The organism is Acinetobacter sp. ANC_7511 (genome assembly GCF_056779975.1).
Genome location: NZ_JBWYIY010000016.1, coordinates 51,485 through 72,013 on the forward strand (window position 1 = coordinate 51,485; position 20,529 = coordinate 72,013).

Annotated in this window: 13 protein-coding genes and 2 pseudogenes; 3 read left to right on the plus strand and 12 right to left on the minus strand. The window is 38.3% G+C overall.

Annotation, left to right across the window (positions count from 1 at the left end):
- Positions 1–2: 2 nt before the first annotated feature.
- A complete protein-coding gene (locus tag AC1M9L_RS11695) occupies positions 3–869 on the minus strand; it encodes a BrxR family helix-turn-helix transcriptional regulator (RefSeq protein WP_481592217.1) in 867 nt (288 codons plus the stop codon).
- Positions 870–1,077: 208 nt separating this feature from the next.
- On the opposite strand from AC1M9L_RS11695, the gene AC1M9L_RS11700 reads away from it, so the two are divergent.
- On the plus strand, positions 1,078–1,407 hold the full coding sequence (locus AC1M9L_RS11700) for a DUF4236 domain-containing protein (RefSeq protein WP_000506885.1): 330 nt from the start codon (positions 1,078–1,080) through the stop codon (positions 1,405–1,407).
- 271 nt (positions 1,408–1,678) lie between these two features.
- On the opposite strand, the gene AC1M9L_RS11705 is transcribed toward AC1M9L_RS11700, so the two are convergent.
- The 7 genes and pseudogenes from AC1M9L_RS11705 to AC1M9L_RS11735 all read right to left on the minus strand — a co-directional run.
- Positions 1,679–2,911, minus strand: coding sequence for an ATP-binding protein (locus tag AC1M9L_RS11705; RefSeq protein ID WP_481592218.1), 1,233 nt, complete (start codon positions 2,909–2,911; stop codon positions 1,679–1,681).
- A 550-nt stretch (positions 2,912–3,461) separates the two neighbouring features.
- Positions 3,462–4,304, minus strand: coding sequence for an HNH endonuclease signature motif containing protein (locus AC1M9L_RS11710; protein WP_481592233.1), 843 nt, complete (start codon positions 4,302–4,304; stop codon positions 3,462–3,464).
- Positions 4,305–4,333: 29 nt separating this feature from the next.
- On the minus strand, positions 4,334–8,317 hold the full coding sequence (locus AC1M9L_RS11715) for a hypothetical protein (protein WP_481592219.1): 3,984 nt from the start codon (positions 8,315–8,317) through the stop codon (positions 4,334–4,336).
- A 5-nt stretch (positions 8,318–8,322) separates the two neighbouring features.
- Complete coding sequence (locus AC1M9L_RS11720; protein WP_481592220.1) at positions 8,323–11,898, minus strand: hypothetical protein; 3,576 nt, start codon at positions 11,896–11,898, stop codon at positions 8,323–8,325.
- A 257-nt stretch (positions 11,899–12,155) separates the two neighbouring features.
- Entirely contained in the window at positions 12,156–12,671 is a 516-nt protein-coding gene (locus AC1M9L_RS11725) for a hypothetical protein (RefSeq protein ID WP_481592221.1), read from the minus strand.
- A 2-nt stretch (positions 12,672–12,673) separates the two neighbouring features.
- Positions 12,674–12,949, minus strand: coding sequence for a type II toxin-antitoxin system TacA family antitoxin (locus tag AC1M9L_RS11730; protein ID WP_130132453.1), 276 nt, complete (start codon positions 12,947–12,949; stop codon positions 12,674–12,676).
- 117 nt (positions 12,950–13,066) lie between these two features.
- Positions 13,067–13,253 (minus strand): annotated as a pseudogene (locus tag AC1M9L_RS11735) (hypothetical protein); the annotation flags it as partial.
- Between the two features lie 359 nt (positions 13,254–13,612).
- Between AC1M9L_RS11735 and AC1M9L_RS11740 the strand changes: the two are divergent.
- Entirely contained in the window at positions 13,613–13,879 is a 267-nt protein-coding gene (locus AC1M9L_RS11740) for a type II toxin-antitoxin system TacA family antitoxin (protein WP_026094019.1), read from the plus strand.
- A complete protein-coding gene (locus AC1M9L_RS11745) occupies positions 13,869–14,357 on the plus strand; it encodes a GNAT family N-acetyltransferase (protein WP_481592222.1) in 489 nt (162 codons plus the stop codon). Before AC1M9L_RS11740 ends, AC1M9L_RS11745 begins: the two co-directional genes overlap by 11 nt.
- On the opposite strand, the gene AC1M9L_RS11750 is transcribed toward AC1M9L_RS11745, so the two are convergent.
- The 4 genes and pseudogenes from AC1M9L_RS11750 to AC1M9L_RS11765 all read right to left on the minus strand — a co-directional run bounded on the left by AC1M9L_RS11750 (position 14,354) and on the right by AC1M9L_RS11765 (position 20,527).
- Entirely contained in the window at positions 14,354–14,581 is a 228-nt protein-coding gene (locus AC1M9L_RS11750; protein ID WP_481592234.1) for a hypothetical protein, read from the minus strand. The two genes, AC1M9L_RS11745 and AC1M9L_RS11750, sit on opposite strands and share 4 nt — an antisense overlap.
- Positions 14,523–14,856: pseudogene (locus AC1M9L_RS11755) on the minus strand (class I SAM-dependent methyltransferase); the annotation flags it as partial. The gene AC1M9L_RS11750 and the pseudogene AC1M9L_RS11755, both read right to left, overlap by 59 nt.
- Before the next feature lie 161 nt (positions 14,857–15,017).
- The gene (locus AC1M9L_RS11760; protein WP_481592223.1) at positions 15,018–18,185 is read right to left on the minus strand and encodes a site-specific integrase; all 3,168 of its coding nucleotides are present in this window, start codon (positions 18,183–18,185) and stop codon (positions 15,018–15,020) included.
- Positions 18,182–20,527, minus strand: coding sequence for a hypothetical protein (locus AC1M9L_RS11765; RefSeq protein WP_481592224.1), 2,346 nt, complete (start codon positions 20,525–20,527; stop codon positions 18,182–18,184). The genes AC1M9L_RS11760 and AC1M9L_RS11765 overlap by 4 nt, the downstream gene beginning before the upstream one ends.
- Positions 20,528–20,529 lie beyond the last annotated feature (2 nt).

Below are 20,529 nucleotides of genomic sequence, written 5' to 3' on the forward strand. Positions count from 1 at the left end.
TCCTATGAAGCTTGATCAAACAGGTAAGACGACAGCTTTTCGATATCTGAACCTTGTAACACCAAGGGATATTTCAAGGCATCTTCCGCCTCAGCCAGCGTGATCGTGGCCTGATAGCGCTGCAAAGTATAGTGAGCCAGGGCTTTTTTCACCGGAATCTGTAATCTGCCATCAGGCATGCCGAAGTCTTTTTCGACTAGCGCTTTTTGAGCTTCATTCAATTTTGGATTAGGGATCAGCGTCAGTACAATTTCTTCATGCCATTGCTGATCCTGAGTAGGGTCTACTGACTCAATCGCCACCACAACAGGTGTGCGATCAATTCTGGAGAGTAAAAAGTCCTTAAACTGCTTGCTCTGATGGCAATAGGCACGGACATGCCAGCGAAAACCTGTATATACCAGGGTATGTGGGGAAATCATGCGTTCATGCCACTGCGGATTCTGCATGGAGGCATAAATCATTTTTAAAGTACTTTGGTTGCGGCAGGCACGCAAAACTTCCCGAATCACTTCAGGACGTACACTGCGATCAGGTAATTGAACTGCTGCAAGATTCGGTTCTGGCATCGCAATCAGGGCATGTGATTCACTGACCAAGCCCGAGAGCATATTGAGATATTCATTGATATGCGCTGTAGTCAGTACAGGCTGGAAGCTGGCTTTAGGCACATAACCCTTGACTGAGGGATCATGAATCAAGGCATCGGGGTTATACAGCGTATTATAGCGCTTGATATCCGCAGAAGCCTGCTGTCGACTCAGTCCAAACCAACTCATCAAACGATTGGTAACCAAACGACCTTCCCAGTATGCAAGGAGTTCAATGGCTCTCATTCTGAGAAGGACCTCATGCTTATCTGTCGTCATATACCAATCAGTCAAAAAATAGTAGTTTTAAGATTACCCTACAGCAAATATACAGTAAAGATTTTTGACGGTATTTTAAGGTAGTATTGCAATCACCAGATAAAAAATATACTAGTATCCTGATGATAGCCGTCAAAGTACGATCTCTAGCAGATCATGGATCCTGGTATAGCGCGTGAATTGAGCTAAGTTTTAGAATGAGAGTAATATGGGTTTTAGATTTCGTAAAAGTATTAAATTATTCCCGGGTTTTAAAATTAATCTGACCCATAAAGGCATCAGCAGTGCCAGCATTGGCAAACCTGGTGCTTCTCTAAATATTGGGAAGAAAGGTACGCGAACCAGTGTCGGCATTCCAGGTACGGGACTATCTTACTCTAAACACCAGCCTTACTCTAAAAAGACCCGTGTTCCACAACCGACATCGCTAGAACACACGGAATATAATCCTCAGAATTTAGAACAACCGAAGACAAAGATCTGGCCTTGGATTATTTTTGGAATATTGTGTTTTATGGTGGGTGCCGTCATTTTTTAGCAAGAACAGCACTGTATTTTGATCAAAAAAAATGCCCAGATGGATGAATGGGCAAACTAAGGAATTAATATCCTTCAGAAACTCCAGCGCAATTCTCGCTACTTTCAGTAAGCGACTCTGGCTCAATCATGATAGTCTGACTCAATCGAATCGAGGTAAATCGATCCATCACAATTGGAGCAGAAATTATGCTTGAATACATTCTTGAATGATGCTGAAAAGTCTTTGATTTTTAATTAATAAATAAGAGTATCCATGTCTACCCTCAACTTTACTTATTTTCAGATAGCAACCAATCGAGAGCGTTCATTTTTACAATACCATTATAATTCGCTTCAGTCCCTATCGTGTCTAAGGTAAGCAAATACTTGGGATACGAATCAGAAATTTTCTGTAATGGACGTAACTCTCGGCTGAGTGTCTCCTCATTGAGCGTTTCTAATGCCACTTGATAATAAGTTAAATTCTGTAAAGTATCGACAGCAACAAAATCAATTTCATATTCATCAACCCGCCCTACATAGACCGTATAACCTCGTCTGATAAGCTCAAGATAAATTACATTTTCTAAGATATGACCTTGATCAGCATTAGCATCAGGCAACATAATCCGGCGCAATCCGACATCAACTAAATAGTATTTTTCAGAGGATTGTAATAACTCACGCCCGCGTACTTTAAATTGTGCGGCACTATAAAATAACAAACTGTCCTGTAAGCCCTGAATATAGCGTTTTACTGTTTCAAATGAAATTTTAACCCCACTTGAAACAAAGGTATTTTTAATTTTATTGATTGAAATAGGTGAGCCTGTCACGCTTGCCAAATATCTTGCGACACGCTCGAGAGAGTTAATATCGGCAGTATTCAAACGGGGAATAACATCTTTAAACATTACACTGGCATAGACCGCTTGCAAGTAATCATAAGTTTCCTGCTGGCTAGTCATGGCAAGCGTATAAGGGAAACTACTGTGCGTGTACATGGCATACAAATCACGATTGGATAGTTGTTGGATGATCGGATTATTTTCAATATGCCACTGTTTAAATTCTTGGAATGACAGAGGTAGAACATGTTGCTCGATATAGCGTCCTGTAAGTAAAGTCGCAAGTTCTCCACTCAGAAAGAATGCATTTGAGCCTGTAATATATAAATCGATATAATCTCGAACATATAAAGAGTCGACTACTTTTTCAAAATTAGTAACATGTTGTATTTCATCTAAAAAAACATAGTTTTTTTTGCTTTTATCAACTTTAGACAGTACATAATCATGTAGTTTACGGTAATCGGTGAGTTCTTCAAATTCCATAAATTCGAAATTGATAGCAATGATGTTTTCGGCTTGTACACCCTGTGCTTTTAGGTCTTGTTGAAACATCGCCAATAAGGTGGATTTTCCAGAGCGACGCACACCTGAAAGTACTTTAATGACATCACGGTCTTGCCATGTATTCAGAAATTTTAAGTAGCCATCACGTCGAATATTAGCGCTTCTCATTATTTACACTTTGAATCTAAAGTTTTAATAAATTCTATCAAAGTTTAGAACCTAGATGTAAAAATATTCAATTTTAAAAAAAGTTTAAAGTTTAAGTGAAACATTCAAAGCTACTGTTGAAGCATGCAAACAGTAGATCTGATAAAAATCTAAATTCTGTCTTTTTAATTATTTTCCATGTCATGTTATGTCATTGATGCTGCGACTTAACTGCTATATAAATTAAGTGAAAAGTAAAATGAATTAATATGTTAACTAGAGTGGAACTCATTTTTGTTGTGCTGATGGTCTCAGCCTTAATCCTAATTGCTTATGAAATGCTAAAAGGTTTATTTTAGAGCATCTATACATTTTTTGATCAAAAAAAAGCCCACAGAGGGAATCTATGGGCGAAACTAAGGACCTTGACGGTCATTCAGAAACTACAGCTAGTTTCTGGTTGTGATTCTAGACTGAATTAAAAATAACCACATTAGCTGAATGTATCAAAAGTTAAATCATGTGATTAATCATTGATACATCTGCAAAAATGAGCTCATCGCTCTGTTGATTAATACAGTAATTCACCAAACAAATCCGCTCTAATCTCTTCCAGACTCAGATCTGATTTCATTCTATTACAGATGGGATGAACCAGCAGACCATTCTCTAGAACACCTTGCCCACCTACGGCTTTGGCAATCCGATGATCCGATTCAGTAGAATCAAGATAGATCAATCCATCACAAATGAGGCAAAAGTTATGATTACCCACCACAAAATTGTGCTTAAGCAGACTCTTGGTTAATGCCGAAAAGGCCTTTGGCTTTGACCGAGAAATTGGACTAATCGACTCCACATATCCCACCACATTCTTGACTACTGCATCATCATAACCACCCAAAAACCTTTCGACATAGAACTCGTTAAAGTTTATGTACTTGAAGGCCTTAGACATGGACTGAATAAATGTATTCAGGCATTTCTCATCATCAAAATCAACCTCCATTTCCAAGCTTAAGCAAATAAAGGCTTTATAGACAATTTGTAGCCGATCATAGCCCTTGATACCACTGCCGAACTTACCGACCGTTTCGGTGGTCGCCACGGGGAAATTGGCGATCAAAAACTCAATACTACGGCGTACCCAGGTGAAGTCCTTGAAACTAATCTTTCGATGATGAATCTGCATGCGGCTTTCATGAATTTCATACACAATTGAAAACCATGCAAGATCCGTATATTCGAGTGATAGACTCTCACCTGAATCTTTACCTTTTTCAATAGCTAATCGGCTTAGGCTAATCAGCAACGCAAATTTATAGGTGCTACTAAAACTACCCGACTGTAAAATCAGCTGAATATTTTTCAAGAATTTAAGTTGTTCTTGTGCAGCAGGTGTATGCGCATTAATCCTCTACTAAATAGATAATATAATTTGGATCATTCATTAAACATAGTCAAAGTATTCACCAAGTTTAATTCACGACAAAGCATGAAATTTGTCTGCTCGAATAACCTTTCAAACACTGGATGCCCTGATAATTGCTGAGTACCACGAAATGGATGATCTCGATATTCTGGCATTACCGGAAACTCTGCATTCCTCACTCTCAGCTCAAAGCTCAATGCATCAAACCAGTCTTTATCAAAGCTCTTGTCTTGAAGTTTAACCAGCTCGTTTGCCGCTACCGGGTACGTCACCCAGAGCTTACACATCATTCCCTGTTGCTCAACTTCCTTTGTATAGCTATCCGTTTCTGATTCAAGAACAGAAGAAATCATATTCGTGATCTCCCTGATATGCTTTTGAATGTTCTTATAAGCATTCAACTGAGGGTATCCCCTCTGCAGGGCAATTAACTCATTTAGGAACTTCCTTAAAGAATTTTGTGAGAGATTGTCATTGGCAATATCAAACGACTCCTTGTTACCGAAGTTTGAGCGATCTTCCATAATCATAGGCCCACAGATATAGATATTTTCAGGAATGGTCAAAGCATCTTCCTGATCGCTAATGGTGAGTAATCTGGACTTAAGCGAATGATTATCCCGGCACCATTTCTCGTAGAACTGAAGTTCTTTTAACTCAGGCGTTAATGTAGGTGTGTAAAAACTTCGGTATTTGTTGGTCTTAGTGCTATAGGTGGAACTGAGCTTATTTGCTGAGTAAACCGTTTGGGCCTTCTCTACCACAGCCTTAAGCCTACCTACCAACTCACCTTCAGTAGCAACAATTTTATAAAGAACACTATTCACGTCCTTCATAAAATCCCTAATCAAAGAAGCTAAACCCGGTTTATCACTGGCTTTATCCTTCACCTCACCAATTGGGATCATGGCGATCTGAGTTTTTTTGAAGCCAGCATCCCCAGTGATACGAGTATATAAAGTCCCACGAATAAGCATGAAAATTGAGAGCATATCCAATGAGCTCTTAACTTTATATTCAAGCTCTGTTTGAGTTTCATCATTAGATACTAAGTAGAAATCTTCTACCAGAATCGTCAGCAGACGATCACGTTCATCACCGTTGACCCACTCATTTTTCTCTTTATCCAAATATCCACCACGTCCCCGATAAACAAGCTGGGCGATTTCCATTAAAGAGGCTTCAATTGCGAAACGAGGCATGGCAGCAATAATTGAATCACAGTTCGGGAATGAAATACCCCGAGCTGCAGTCGAAGTAATCAGTACGACTTGCAATGTCTCTTTGCGATCGAGTAACTCTGTACGGTGGTATCCCATTAACTGGCTATCAAAAATGCCAATCTTAGAGCGTTCAACCACTCCTTCATCGACTAATGCATCTCTGAGTGCAGCCAATGCATTTTTATCCTGAGCAAAGTAGATAACTTGCTTTTTACCATCTTCAAGATTCTTTTGAATAAGCTCGATAGCAGTCTGTTGAGTCCTTTCCCCGGCTTTCTGGCGAAATAGATGAGTCAGGTTCTTATCCAATCCAAAATCATCTGTTTCAGGGACTACGGCGTATTGCTTGAGCATATATTGGATTTTAAGATCACTTGCCGGGTAACAGTTCGCCATGATATGGATACTAGAACGAACACAGTTACCATCATCCAGATCTGCAGTCTGCATCTTGAATGGGAAATTACCCAAAGATGGAGAGATGAACATTTTTGCTGGTAACTGATCCTGTTTCTTCATGTAATTCTGGATTGCATTCACATTACTGAGGGATGCATCAGCAAGAATCACAGTCACCGTAAATGGTGAATTACCTTGAAACGGTTCAATGAAGTTTTTGGAAAGGAATTTCAACATCTCATTGATAAAAGTACGAGTGCCTGAATCCCCTGTAATTTCATCAAACATCACCACAATGTTAGGGAACTTTTTGGCAAACTCTCTCCGTTCGATTTTGGCCTCTGTAGGCTTCTTATCGATTTTGTATTGGAACATTTTTTCCAGCCCATCCAAACTGGAAGCTGCCACAGTTTTATTTTGGGTTTCCCTTGGGTTTCGTGGTCCAGCTGGTGTGGTGTTATATGGCATGAATGCCTGACTTGCTACAGTCATCGTCAGCTTATTGAGCTCTGGATGGAACCCAAGCAATTGCTGGGTCGCTTCCCCTAATGAATCAAACACTCTAGCAAACTTCTTATTGGTTGCCGTAATTTTAGATTCTGAGGTATTGGCATAGCGTCTATTGGCATTTGCATTCTGTTCCAGGTCTTTGAGCTTCCGGTATTCATCTTGTTTGAACAATAGAACACTTGAGCCATGATCTATCTTCAGATTTTCAACACCACCCACAATAGCGGCACCACGAGCATTCACCTTACAATCCGTATTGTGAATCTTCGAATAGATTTGCTGTGCCTGTGTCACCACATCACTGTTACTGGTAATCGTAGCTGAGATTTTAGATAAATCTCTGACCACATCATCGTTAATCAACACTCGTGGACTGGCGTAAAAGAAGAAAAATCCTTCCAAATCTGCCAATAAGGTCTTAACGCTCGATGTTTTTCCAATCCCAGGCGTACCAGTCAAACAGATGAAATTCACCCGACCTTGTTTACTTTCCTTCAGTGCCAGTACTACGGCGCATTTATGCAAATCACGTAAGGTGAATGAAGTTTTATTCTCAATTTTTCCCTTACGAATTGTTTTAAACTCAGCCTGCACCATCTCTTTAAGTTTTTGGTTATGGTCTTCGTCATCGACTTGCCGATCTATCAAGTCAAAAACCCACTCTAAAGCCAGTGGCTGGTTAGGATTCACAAAATCCTTAAGCCTTTCAGTAATAGTGAAAGTAAGATCCTGACCATAGGAAATATCGCTAATATTTTTGGACACGATTTCAGAGATGTTTTTTACAGGTTCATTCACCAGATAATTCAAAATCTCAACTTGAAGTTTCGTGCGTTCATCCATATCGTCCAGACTCAGAACGTTATCCTGATACTCCTTGCTCAGCTGATACATAATTTCCAGCTCTGGAGATTTATCTTTATCCGAAAATTCAGCAGAAATGTATTCACTTCCCCGGCTGGTGATCGCCATCACACTCAGACGAATATTTGGCATCTCATCTTGTTCAAACTTCCATTTAAAAGAATCAACAAAAGTGGTTGCATACGAACAGCCTTGCGCCATCTTAAATAGGACTTTTTCCTTACGGACATAGGCTCTCAAGTATTCACGTAGTTTTTTTGAGAACTTAAATGGGATCTCTTGAGCTTCTGCATTCACGTATGAGAAAACACTTTGGGATTCAGAATGTTTGATGTAACGCTTGTACTCTTGCAAATAGCTACAAGAATCCTTGGCGTTGAATTGTTCTGGTTCACCTAAAACGTAAAATAATGAATATTCCTGAACCAGCACATGATAGTTGGATTTGACTTTGATTACCGCCAAGAAATCAGCACGACCAAACATACCCTTACCAAACATTTTAGCGTGGGTAAGACTGAATTCTTGATTCCATGTTTCCAACGCCTTCTCCTTGAAGGCTTTAATAGCAATATGTTCTTCCTCAGTTGTGTAGTCATCTACAATGGTCTGGGTTATATCATTTGGCATTGTCAGTGGACACCAGATGCCAGATAAGCTCCAATTTGGTCTTGCAATCGCCGTTTTAGCCCTTGCAATACCTTTTGGCTTGATCTTTCTTAGAAACTCACGAGTATTGGTATAACCATGCCCGAATCCAGTTTTTATCAATTGCTGAAAATAGCTTTCGATATTTTCATGGATAGCGGCATTAATGACATCGCTATATAGCGCTTCCTTCATTTCCTGAAAGACATCAGCAAGCTGTTTACTATTCCATTCTGCTACTACAGGATGGCTGGCTGATAATAGCTTTGCATCAAGCAAAGCCATAATCGAACCACGTTTAACAGCGATCTCATAAACCTCGCCCCAAACTTTGGCTTCATTGTTCACCACGGCGCTTACTCCACATCAGTCGCTAAAATTTCTTCAGCTCCTTCTGGAGACGGCTCGATTAGCTCAATCAAGTCTTCATTTTTCAGAATAACGTATTCTTCGAGCTTGCCGATTAAGGCTGGCAAACTCATGACGACTTCGCCTTTATTTAGACGACTCGACACGATGACTTCACCAAGCTCTTGAATGCCAGTGGTGCCACGAATATGGGAAGGCTCAAGTACCGGAGTGAAGTTTTTGCCAGCTGTAGGACGTTCAGACTCAAAGTAATGCAGACCACGCAATACAGAGCGAATTGATTTCATTTCATTGGAATCATTCACATCAATAATATTACTGTGCAATCTGATTCGCTTATCGTTATGGATCGAATGCTCCTGACTGGTTAGCATATAGAAATACGAACAAATACCATTCTGAGTACGAACACCCACAGTACGTTTAGTCGCAAAGCTATATACGGACAAGGATTGTTTATATTCTTTTTGATTGATGATCGCCGTATGGTACTGATGGTGCGGTACCTCATAGACACGACTGTTATCACTGGTTTTTAAGCTCAGTGCTGGGATCGTATCAGACTGGAGTGGATAGAAATTCATATTCGGGAACAACTGATCAAGTTGATCCAAAGCACTTTCACTTTCATGAATCAAGTTGCTGGTTTCAGTCTTACCGATCTTACGCTGTGCAAAATGGTGTGAAAGCAATACAACATCTTCAAAACCATCTGACTGCAGTTTTTCGATGATACGGTGCATCGCCTTACTTGTTCTCAGATTGTCTTCAGCAACTGGGGCATGACTGACCCTCTGTAGTGATAAGCGACCCTGTTTATCGTTGATACGCTCAAGTGTATAGACGTAGCAGATGTAGCCATAATCTGGTTTAAGAAGTAGCAAATCCTTCTGATGCTGATACTTAAATTCCACATCATTCTCAGGTCGAGAGTTATAGCTAATACAGGCAATTTTGTCATTAGTGCCCTCAAATGGGATGATGATTTCTGAATATCCTGAAAGTGCTTCAATTGCAGCCTGAATACGGTAAGTCACTGTTTTATCCATAGCGAGATTCACCGGGGCACAAACTCGCTCACCATTTTGATTACCATAAGGCATAGGATCTGGTTGATACTTAAGGCCCTGTACCTTCACAATAGCATCATCATTGTTCAGCAACTTCTCAAGGGTATAAGCGGTGGCATACGCTCGTTTACACTCAGGATTAAACCCACCTTTTTGGATCTTTTTTGATTTCCTTTGAAATTGGGCTTTTTCTTCATTCTCATGTTCATCAACTGAGTCAATTCGCATTACAGGTACATATAAGCGCTCTTCAATACCCAGTTGATTTTTTACTTCTTTAATCAGATGTTTAAGGAATAGATGAATCGCAATCGAAAAACATGACGTACTGATGATCAAAGCATTTTCTTTTTCATCCAAACATAATTGATCATGGCCGCCTTTTAAGTCACTCAATCGAAATAGCTTAGATGAATAATGAATCATGACCTTGTATTTAGATAACAAGTTGTCATAACTTAAGCTCTCAGGATGATAAAAATGTGGCAGCCCATTGTCGCTGACCTTCTTGTTGGTCGGCACCATCAATACTGGTAAACAAGGAATATTCAGATTACGAGCGACATCAAATTGATCTAGGTCGGTATTAGGATTCTCTATCGGTACCAACGTGCGAATTTTCAGTGTGGAATTAAACTCAATCTCGCTTAGGGCTTTACGAGCATAATCATTCTTTCGAATGATTTCGTCTTGGCACATTTTCGCCAACTTTTTACGGCTAGCATCCACTATCGAGATATAGCTGTAAAAGTTCGATTCTTTACCCTTAAATATACTAAAGAACTGTTCAGCATCTTCACCAATTGAACTCTTGAATACATCTAGATTCACAATACTTGGAAGGATGTAGAGTACAGTTTTAAGACTACTATCCTTTTCCATCTCACTAATGATGGAATCCAGATTCGCTTTTAGCGCTGTAGTGATCGTAGACGTGATCACCTCCATTCGCTCATGCATTTTTTCGGTATTGAGCTTTTCGTCTAAGATACGAGTAAGGTTAAGTCGGATTTTTTGAGGATTCTTGAATGCATCAACCAGTTTATTGAATGCCCCTTCAAAATCTGAAATCTTCATGTCTGCCCCAGATAGGACGAAGTACATCATAATGAGCTGGAACATCTCTACTTGAGCAACGCGATCTGAGCACTCTTTGCTTAATCGCTCTTCAGAAATCGGCTGACCTTTATCATCCACAATATCCTTCAGCAGCAATGCTTTATTGATAGTATGCAGACGAGCTTCATAAGCAGTCAGCATGGTATCTGTACCCGAACGGTTGCCTTTGCTTGTCTTATAATTGATCTGCAACTTAGAATTAAATGAACTTACTTTTTCCTCTTTAACAAACTCCCCATTCACCCGAAAGGCATAAGTGACTTCACGTTTTAGAGATAGCCCTTCCTTATCCTCATGACGAATATCATTCATTTCAATTTTTGGTTTTACCCAGATTGGCAAAGCATCTGTTGCTCCAACATAGGCCAGCAAACCATTAAAATCAACTTTACCTACAGCGCCATAGATAGCACTAAAGTCAATACCATAGTGCTTAATGGTTTCCGTTGTTTCCTCATTCCATGGAGCAATTCGATTACCAAAAATCTCAAAGAAAGCAATTGCTTTACGGATATAGGAAACAGCGGACTCACGCTTGAAATCGTTACGCTCAGTCTTCTCAATGTGATCAGCAATGATCTCCATTATTTTGAAGCAATTTCGGATACGAGCTCGTGATAGTGCTTTGATTTCTACGAAATGAAGTAGATTTTGGATATCATTATTTTCAGCAGAACATTCATCATCAAGAATTTCCTGCATACGTTCAGCAACCTCTAATGGCATCTTTTCACCAGCTGAGTAGGACTGCTTCACAATGGCTTTGATTGCCTCGCAAACCTCTTTCACCCATTGAGGTTTACTGATTTCTTCAGTAACAGTGAAAAGTCGTAATTCGCCATCTTTTGTTTTTAAGTCGTTTGTATATTGCAAAGAAGCTACTTTAGATTGTCCTTTGACTTGCATAGGATACTGAGAATTTTTGGCAATCACTGGATCAGAATATTTGAGATCGCCTAAGAATTGGTTGAGAGAATTCAGTGCCATACCTGTCGGAGCATTTTGAAGTACTTGCCGAACAATTTCAGACATCACTTGGTCTAAATCACGATAGGTCTGGGCAGTTTTAGCTTCAGATTCCTTATCAAATAAGGTACTAATTCGAAGTTTTGAATCCTCAGGTAATAATTGAATATCTTTGATGATGTTATAGATTGGCTTTGAGTCGTTTTTAGTCCCGATTTGCTTAAATACTGCAGACACAAAAGCGGTCGCATCAAAATGCAGATTATGAGAAGGCCCATAATAATTAAAGAAATGAGCTGGTTGATGGTTTTTAAGAGTCCCCACCATGGCTTTTAATAAAGGGGAAAGAATTATTTTAGGTGCGAGTGTACTTAGTTCTGTACTAGAACCATTGTTATTTAATTGCATTAAGTTTTTCCATGATAAAGTTGGCACTAAGAGGTCTTTTTATATTTATTAAATATCAAAATCCTCTGTCTGAACTTTGATCATATTTTTTTTAATTAAGAATGTAAATATAAGTTATTTAGAGATTTCTTAAATCGCTATGAACCCAATGGCATTTACACTTTGACAAAGAATATTGGTTAACTTGGACAGACTAAAACTTAGATAAGTGGCAAAAAAATATTAAAAAACAATACTAATTAGGAATGAGCCAATCCCTATAATTGATTAATTATATCCATGTGAACAAATAACCGCATTGGGTCATCCGAAAATTGAGTAAATATTCCTACGTGTTGGTAGAATTTCATTGCATCGTCATCTAGCACATCAATCACTACACCGATAGCAGGCAGCCCATGTTGATTAATGGAATATGCTGTTCGTAATGCATAAACCAAAGTTTTAATACCTAGCTGTTTATGTTGATGATCAATAGAAACTGCCAACCTTGCCAATAGCACGATAGGGATAGGGTATGCAGGTAAAGATTTAGACTGTTTGGGTAAGGATTCACGGCTTACAGAACTACTTGCCAATGTGAAATAAGCTGCAATCTGGGCTTTATTTTCATTGGATTGGCAAGGTAATACCCATGTTCGACTCAATCCAAGTACATTATTCTTAACTGCAAATCGACTCAGATATTCATTGAGGCTTTGCTTACCACAATCAAAATTTTTTAGATTATGAATCGAAGCATCTGCAACTTCAAAAGTTGTTCCTAATAACAATTTTAAAAGCCCTCTTTATCTAAAAGTTGGGCAGCCTGTTTTAATCGGGTAGGAACGGTATACTGTGCATTACAGACTTCAATAAATCGGTCAAACTGAGCATTGCTTAATTCAATATTTGCTTGCTCTTGTAAAATTTGCGGTGCTTTATCTCGAATCAAGCGAACAAGAAATTCAGTTAATGAAGAACAGCCTAATGCAGCAGCAGCTCGTTCTGCTAATTGCTTTGTTTCAACATCAACACGCATTTCTATACGTTCACGAACAATTGTAGACATATTCTATCTCCTCTAATCTCTAAATATAATTACACTATGTACGGCATATTTCCGTACATTAAATTTTAACATGCAAACAAGTTCAAGTAAAAGAAGAATCCGTGTCCAAGTAGTTGTTCATTTCGCAGTAAAGCGCCAATATTTTTCATCCGTGAGATTATTCACGGCGAAACTTGCACTCCAATCCTCATTTTTAAAGCCAATGGCAGCATCGACACGGTTCACCATCCACTTTGTAATCATTCTTCACATTGTTATAGAAAGAACCGACATGTGTTACACCAACTTCAGTATAGATTTGCTCAATTGTTGACATCCTCCCCGACCTTTAGGACGGGGATTCCTCCTGCGAGACGCTCATGTCCGAGCGCAAGAATATTCAGTGCTGAGTTTAGATAATGATCGTGATTTGAATGCAAGCTTGAATATACGCAATTTCGCTTTAGCTGATGCACTAGGACATAGTGCTGTATAAAGAGTTCCTGTACCGCCATACTGTCAGCGCAGTGCGGTATCGAAAGGTGCAATCTCTAAGATTGCATGGGTCGCAAAGATTCCCCCACCATAGCTCTTAGCTTGGTGGTGGGAGTATGTCAAGTCTTGATGCTACATCTTGATATGTTATAATTTGTACATCAAAATGATGTACTTATTGGTGAAGAAATGGCTAATTTAGCAACTGAACGAATTAATGTTCGTTCAACAGCAGATGCAAAGAATGTGATTGAGCAAGCTGCGAATTTATTAGGCCTCAGTGTAAGTTCTTTTATGCTGCAATCCTCCTTTGAACGAGCAAAAGACTTACTTAAATCTAATCATGAGTTGAAAGTAAATAATGCTGATCGTGATATGTTAATGAATTTGCTTGAAAATCCACGCCCTGCAAACGATGAAATGAAGAAATTAATGAGTTTATTAGATGAGAATTGAGATTTTACAAACTCATCACCAAAGAAAATCATTTAATTGTGGGCAAGATGACTTAAATAAGTTCATTAAACAATATGCGTCCCAACATCAGAAACCAGGGACAAGTAAAACGTATGTTGCTGTTGATCATGCTTCAAATGTGATAGGGTTTTACTGTCTATCTAGTACCTCTATTGGATTCGATTTAGTAGATACCGTACTCACCAAACGCTTACCTCGTTATCCACTCCCTTGTGTTGTTGTAGGTCGCTTTGCCGTTGATAAAGTGACTCAAGGGCAAGGAATTGGAAAAGTGCTTTTAGCACATGCTCTCAAACAAGTTTCAAAAGTTGCTCAAATTATTGGTGTAAATTTTGTTGTAATACATGCAAAAGATCAAAAAGCGATGGAATTTTATCAGCGTTTTGGCTTCATTTCTTTAACCTCAAATCCATTAACATTAATATATCCAGTGAATGAAATTCCTAATTTTAATTAAAGTGGTCTACTAGGAATACAAGTAACTGGCAAACTATGAATGAGAATTGGTGACAGACCTATCCAATAATCTGCAAATTTTTCAAGATCATGCTCTTCAACATGCTGATATGAAGATGAACTATTCATTAATGCAGCATGAATACGTTTTAAAACATCAGAGATGTCTATTACGAGCACAATGTAGTAAAGAGGCACATGCCCAAATACCATCATATGTTTCATATTCTGCTAGTCATAAAAACTTTGATAACGTACTTTCAACCCTGTAAGCTCAGTCGCTTTTTTTACAAGTTCTTCAGAATAGTCAATCGCATCTACGTAATAGCCCTTTTTTCTAAAAGCCAAAGTATCCCGACCTGAGCCACAACCTAAATCTAAAATGTAGGCATCATGTGCTAATTGCTCTAAAAAGGTTGGTATAGTGCTTCCATATCCACATTCAAGGTCGACTTTATAAATTGATCAGCCTGTTTATTGTAATAATCTATTGTTTTCATTCAGTTGGATACATCTCAGCCATGTATATATACGATATCAGAGTTCGCTTATCATTGAGAAACGATTTTAACCTACAACTTCAGCGACGATATCGCTCGTCCCTTTCTATATTGATTTATATTCAATACAGCTCGCCTTAGACACATTAAAACAATTCATTTTAAATGCTCAATTTTTCTTGCTGAATCGCATGTATCAACATAATAAACGCAATACAAAGTGTCGTATTTTTATTGTTTTCATTGATAAAGCTTAATTTCACTTCACGACTTTTTTGTGACTTATCCGGTGGATCATTATCAACTTTTAGCTGCGTATCCTCAGGGAGTAAATATTTCAGTCCCGTAATCAGATGTTGAATGGACCAATCGACACGTGGCCTATTTTGCTTATCAAAACGATATTGAAAATGAATAAAGTTTTTTCTCAGCTTTCCATGTTCAATTAAAATACGCAAGGCTTTTAAAACCTGATGTTGAACCCGCTTTGGCAGTGCTGAAATCTCTACGCATTGCTTTGCTTCAAAACCTTTCTTTAAGGCTTTTTCATATAAGGAGATGAGTTCATCTTCACTAAAATCCTCATTATTTTGAGGCTTTTTTACCGCCATCCACTTAGTAGCGAGCTTTTTACTGCGTAATACCCAATCATGGTCCTCATAGGCTCTATATTTAATGTAATCATGGATGATGGTAGATACAGATACATTTTTACTTATTTTAGGCTGAACAGGTTTAACTGAATCCACTTTTTTTAGTGCATATGTGGCATGATAAAAATCGAAATACTGGCCTTTTCGTATTATATGATTAAGATCTACAATTTCTGTGTTAGCACTTGTTAAGTCATTTTGAAGTATCCGTTTGATCGTGTCCCGATGAATTGTACAAGGCAAATGATAAATTCGATCTATCACCAACAAATCCAGCACATGTAGATAGTGAGATGCTGTTTGCTCTATGTTTGCATGCCCCATCCAGTCAGCTAGTAACCGCCACTTATGTTGTATGACAGCTTCATGCTGAATTGCAGTTTCTCCAAATAAATGCTGACGCATGACTTTACACCGGCTCCAAGTGTAATCCGTATAGGTCATGATCATCTCTTTTGAGCCTAACCAAGCGATTGCTAAATGATTCGCGGCACTATGTCTAAAGTTATGGAAAGTATAACCATGCCCTTCACCCAATATCTCATCAAAAATCACTTGGGTCATTTCACTAATATAAGCTTCACTTAAAATTTCGCCATCTTGGGCAAAAATCAATTTGTCCGCATGATTAGTTTTCGCTGGATTATGTGTAATACATTGTTTTAGATATTGCTGTACCAATGCCAACTCTTCATCGAGCATGACGGCGTTCAGATCAAGCTGACGCTTTGCGTTTTGGCTTTTGAGTTTCCGATAAACATTGTTACGTAAATTAAAACGGATCTGCACAGGTTTGGTCAGCGTATCATTACGCCAAATCAGTTCAGGACAAATGACCTCTGCCAATGTAAGTCCCCTAATTTCATTCAATCGCATCCCCAAACGAAATGCGAGTAAATACATGAGCTGTAGCTGAAAAAGATACGCTTGCTCTTTAGTTGTTTGACATTTTTCAATCTTTAAACTTAGTACCTGTTTAAGCTGATTGAACAATTTTGGGCTAATTAATTTGGCATGACAAAATTGTACACGATGATAATCATTGTATTGAAAGGTACCGACCTTAGGGACACGGTATTGTTTCATACAAAACTGATGAAATGCTTTAAGTCTGCCAAATGCATACTGTGCACGTCCGTGATTGCCCTTAGGATCAGTCTCACGTTTGGCTTGATCTCGATCATCAATACTATCTAAGATAGCGTCGTACAGTTTCTCACAATCTTCTTGATCCATGTTATCTATATCACCTGGGAACATATAGACATGGAATAAGTAATCTTTAGCGATACTACTTAAATACCGCTCGATGCTATTGAGTTTCATCTTTTGAGACTTAAGATGAAAAATCCACCCCAGTAGCCTGAGCTGTGCTTCTATTAGATTTTTTTCATACAGGCCAACGTGAGGCTTCTTTTCTTCTAGTCGCTTCTGAATGTTTGTCCATCTGATCCATTTAACACGTTCACTTTTACGCTGCCGTTTCTGACGCTTATCAACTTCAGTTTGATCTTTTTCAAATAGCATCAATTCAAATGGAATTTCTTTGAGTTGCTGGTGAGCTGTAATTAAGTCTGGTACCGCCTTTTCTGTCTGTAGTGGTATATCCCGCTCAATATGTGTTAACTGCGTCTGCAAGATGTTGTGATCTAACCATGCTCTCGCCTGATCAATAGGTGTTAACGACACCGTTTTGAGACGACCTCGCATAACCTCGCTTAAGCACATATCTAAGCCCGAATAAGAGTCAAGCTCAATGGCTAAGTTTGAATGATCAAAAGGTGTAAGTGAACGAAGCTCTGCTAACTGTTTATCATTACGGCGTAGTAGTTTTTTCAGACCTACGATCTGATGACTCAGATCAATTTCTTTAGGTAATTTCCCTAATACAGTAGAGATAGACTCCAAAACATATCGTGGCATCTGCTGATTCAAGGCTTGAGAGCTATGCTGTTTTATCCCTTTTATAAACAACTGTGCAAAGGGATTAAGCCAAATGTAACGCCACTGATACACCTGTCTATTTTCGATTTGATTACCATAAGTACGCTGTGGTACTCGATAATGCAGTGCGAGTGGTTGGATGATTGTTTTATATCCCGCATGATAAAGTTTAGTACAGATTTGGAGTTCATCTTTGACAATAGCGTTGACCAAGGTATTACCAATTGCTGTTAATTGACTTAGATCAGTACAGCCAGAGCAGTACATCATACTTAAATAAAAATTCCCCCATAACCATGCCGGAGTAACTTCATCCTTGTATGGACAATTCCAATAGGATTTTAAGGCTATAGCAATATGATAATGTTTTTGTCCTTGCCGAAGATGTGATTCAGTACTACGAAGTTGTCTGGGTATAGGTTCTAGAAAAGTAGTTTTAGGCCATACTTTGATTGGATACGCATTCTTTGCTTGAGATAAATAGGTCTGACGCAAAGATAAAAAATATTTTTCAATAGCTTGAATATACGGTTTTTGAGTATCTTTCCGAGTAAATTTCTTGTGCTCTAAAAAACAAATAAATTCATCATAAAACTCGTACCACAAGGTATTTAGTGTGTTATCTAATAATTCAGGTCGGTCTCTTAAACTCTTAATCTGACTTTTCATTTCGGCAAATACAGAATCAACCTGAACCTGAATTTTTTGAATCAATGACTCATCTATACTCATGATAAGCCCTCAGATTGAAGTACTGAAATGTATGACAGATGCTCAATCTGCAATTGCTTAATCATGCGATCAATATTTTGGGTAAATTGATTGATATATTGTGGTAAAGATGCAGATGAATAGCGATAAAAGAACTCCTGATTACGCTGATCATGCCCATAAACTGCTTGTATGACATTAAAAGCCAAACCTTGCTCCATCAACATATTCATATCAAAGTGTCGTAGCCAGTTATTATATAAACTGCTGAGTTGATGACCTTCAATATAGTCATTAATCCAACTTCGGTTGAGCGCAGCAATCTTAATTTTCTTACTTGCCCATTCCTCAGCAGTGGTCGGTAACGATTTCGGGTAATGGATCACTTGGCCAAACAAATCTTGCAATGTAATCTTTTTCCCAAATACAAATCGGAGGAGCTCTGCATACTGCTGAGTGACCGTATTTAAAAATTGCGTATAACGTTTAAAAGCTTGGATAAAAAATGCTGGGAGCGGTATATAGCGACCATCTTTTCGTGATTGACTGTTTTGCTTATCATCTACATACAACAACTTTAGTTTTAAATCGTAGTCACTATACTTTCCTAATAAGTTTTCCCGAGGACGGCGTGTTAGGCACAATAAGCTGATATGCCACATCCAAGCACTATAGGCATTAATTCGCTCAATTATATGTTGATGTATCTGTATTTTATCAACGCAAATGGCATGTAATCGTGTAAAAAATTGTCTAACATAATTTTGATTGAGTGCTAATTGGCTACCAAAACGTGATATAGACGCAGGTTCATGTTTAACAAACTGCTCTTTAAGCATTTCAATTTCTGTTTTCGTTTCTTCAACACTGAGTGTCTCTAAGTAGATCAAATAATGCTGATTCAATTCCGATGCGCTCACACCATTGTAGAAACTACTCGGTAGCTCATGGGTGCTATCTTTGCCCGATAGCACATGGGCAATATATTCATTAAAAGTACGGTGAAAAATATAGAAATAAAGCTGGGCTTGGAGTTTCTCAACAGTAATTGAACCTAGCCCCTGATTCTGAGTCCATTTTTTGAGTCTTTGATTGATCTCTTGTACTGTAATTACCTGTTGTGATCCATTCAAAATAAGATATTCAAACCAACTGCTTGATACATAGAGATCATGCGTCACTGTTTTATTCAGTTGGTGAATCTTTAAAGTTTCAACTTTTTGTTTTGTAATATCTAAATGTAATCTGAGTCGATACTCCGGCTTTTTAGAACTACCATCTTTAATAAGCACTCCCTCATCAATCAGTTGTTTATATTGAAGCAAATGCATTGGTGATAAACCCGTCGCTAAACTCAATAGGCATGCTGCTGCAATCGCTGAATCTTGAGTAGGAGCATTATATAACTCACTCTTCAAAATATAGATAAGATGTTGAATCACATCTTTGCTCATGTAATTTGTGTTGGTTACAAACGGTTGTAGACGTCTTTGACGATGTCTCATCAAATGTTCACTATGATTGTTCAATACTGTATTAAAACGAGCTGTAGATTTAGATGTTGTATGTACAGCAATCCCCTCATCTATAAATTCAACATCTCCATCATCAGCATAAAAGATCTCCTGTCGAGCTTGAATATATGCTGGATATCCTTTAATAAGCTGTCTTTGTTCTCTCTTCTTTTGGAAACTTTTTAATTTTTTCTTTGTCGGCCAATCTGAAATTTTTATTTTTTTACGACGCGAGCGTTTTACAATCCTCCCTTGTTTTAATCGCTTAAAGATAATTTTTAAGTCATTTATATAATTTAGCACCTTAGTTTGAGTGAACTCGGGCAAATTTTGTTTTATTTTATTCTTAAGGAAACTCTCCCAGTCACTATTCACCTTATCCTGTTCGAGTTCTAACATATATGCTATAAAGCATTCTAAGAGCCTTTGACTCTCGTCTTTTAAAGAACTTTCTTCACTTTCTTGAAGAATTGGTTTTGCAATATATCGAAATAAATCAAAAATTTCTTTTTGTTTAGCTTGGGAATCTGGAATAACGGCTAATTTTATATAAAGTGCTTCAACAAAATAACTCGTTCTCAAAATGAAGTATGACCATCCAGCATGGTCCAATACATCGCGCGAAGCAAAAAAGCTTAAGGCCGCAACTCGATATTCTTCACCCAGTTTACGCGCTTTAATTATCTCGTGAAAAACCTTATGCGCAGTTTTTCCAAAATCACTAAAAGTCTGCTTATCACTTTCATCTAAATCATCAAATACAGCATGCGAAATAAACTTTGTTCTGTACTCTTGGTATTGTGTTAAAAAGAGATCTTGTCTCCGTTCTCTCTTTTTCTGAACTTCCATTC

What these genes read in the sequence shown, in the direction of transcription:
- AC1M9L_RS11720 (WP_481592220.1), bottom strand. Translation starts at nt 11,898, where the DNA reads ATGCAATTAAATAACAATGGTTCTAGTACAGAACTAAGTACACTCGCA.
- AC1M9L_RS11750 (WP_481592234.1), bottom strand. Translation starts at nt 14,581, where the DNA reads ATGAAACATATGATGGTATTTGGGCATGTGCCTCTTTACTACATTGTG.
- AC1M9L_RS11745 (WP_481592222.1), top strand. Translation starts at nt 13,869, where the DNA reads ATGAGAATTGAGATTTTACAAACTCATCACCAAAGAAAATCATTTAAT.
- AC1M9L_RS11695 (WP_481592217.1), bottom strand. Translation starts at nt 869, where the DNA reads ATGACGACAGATAAGCATGAGGTCCTTCTCAGAATGAGAGCCATTGAA.
- AC1M9L_RS11700 (WP_000506885.1), top strand. Translation starts at nt 1,078, where the DNA reads ATGGGTTTTAGATTTCGTAAAAGTATTAAATTATTCCCGGGTTTTAAA.
- AC1M9L_RS11740 (WP_026094019.1), top strand. Translation starts at nt 13,613, where the DNA reads ATGGCTAATTTAGCAACTGAACGAATTAATGTTCGTTCAACAGCAGAT.
- AC1M9L_RS11760 (WP_481592223.1), bottom strand. Translation starts at nt 18,185, where the DNA reads ATGAGTATAGATGAGTCATTGATTCAAAAAATTCAGGTTCAGGTTGAT.
- AC1M9L_RS11730 (WP_130132453.1), bottom strand. Translation starts at nt 12,949, where the DNA reads ATGTCTACAATTGTTCGTGAACGTATAGAAATGCGTGTTGATGTTGAA.
- AC1M9L_RS11705 (WP_481592218.1), bottom strand. Translation starts at nt 2,911, where the DNA reads ATGAGAAGCGCTAATATTCGACGTGATGGCTACTTAAAATTTCTGAAT.
- AC1M9L_RS11765 (WP_481592224.1), bottom strand. Translation starts at nt 20,527, where the DNA reads ATGGAAGTTCAGAAAAAGAGAGAACGGAGACAAGATCTCTTTTTAACA.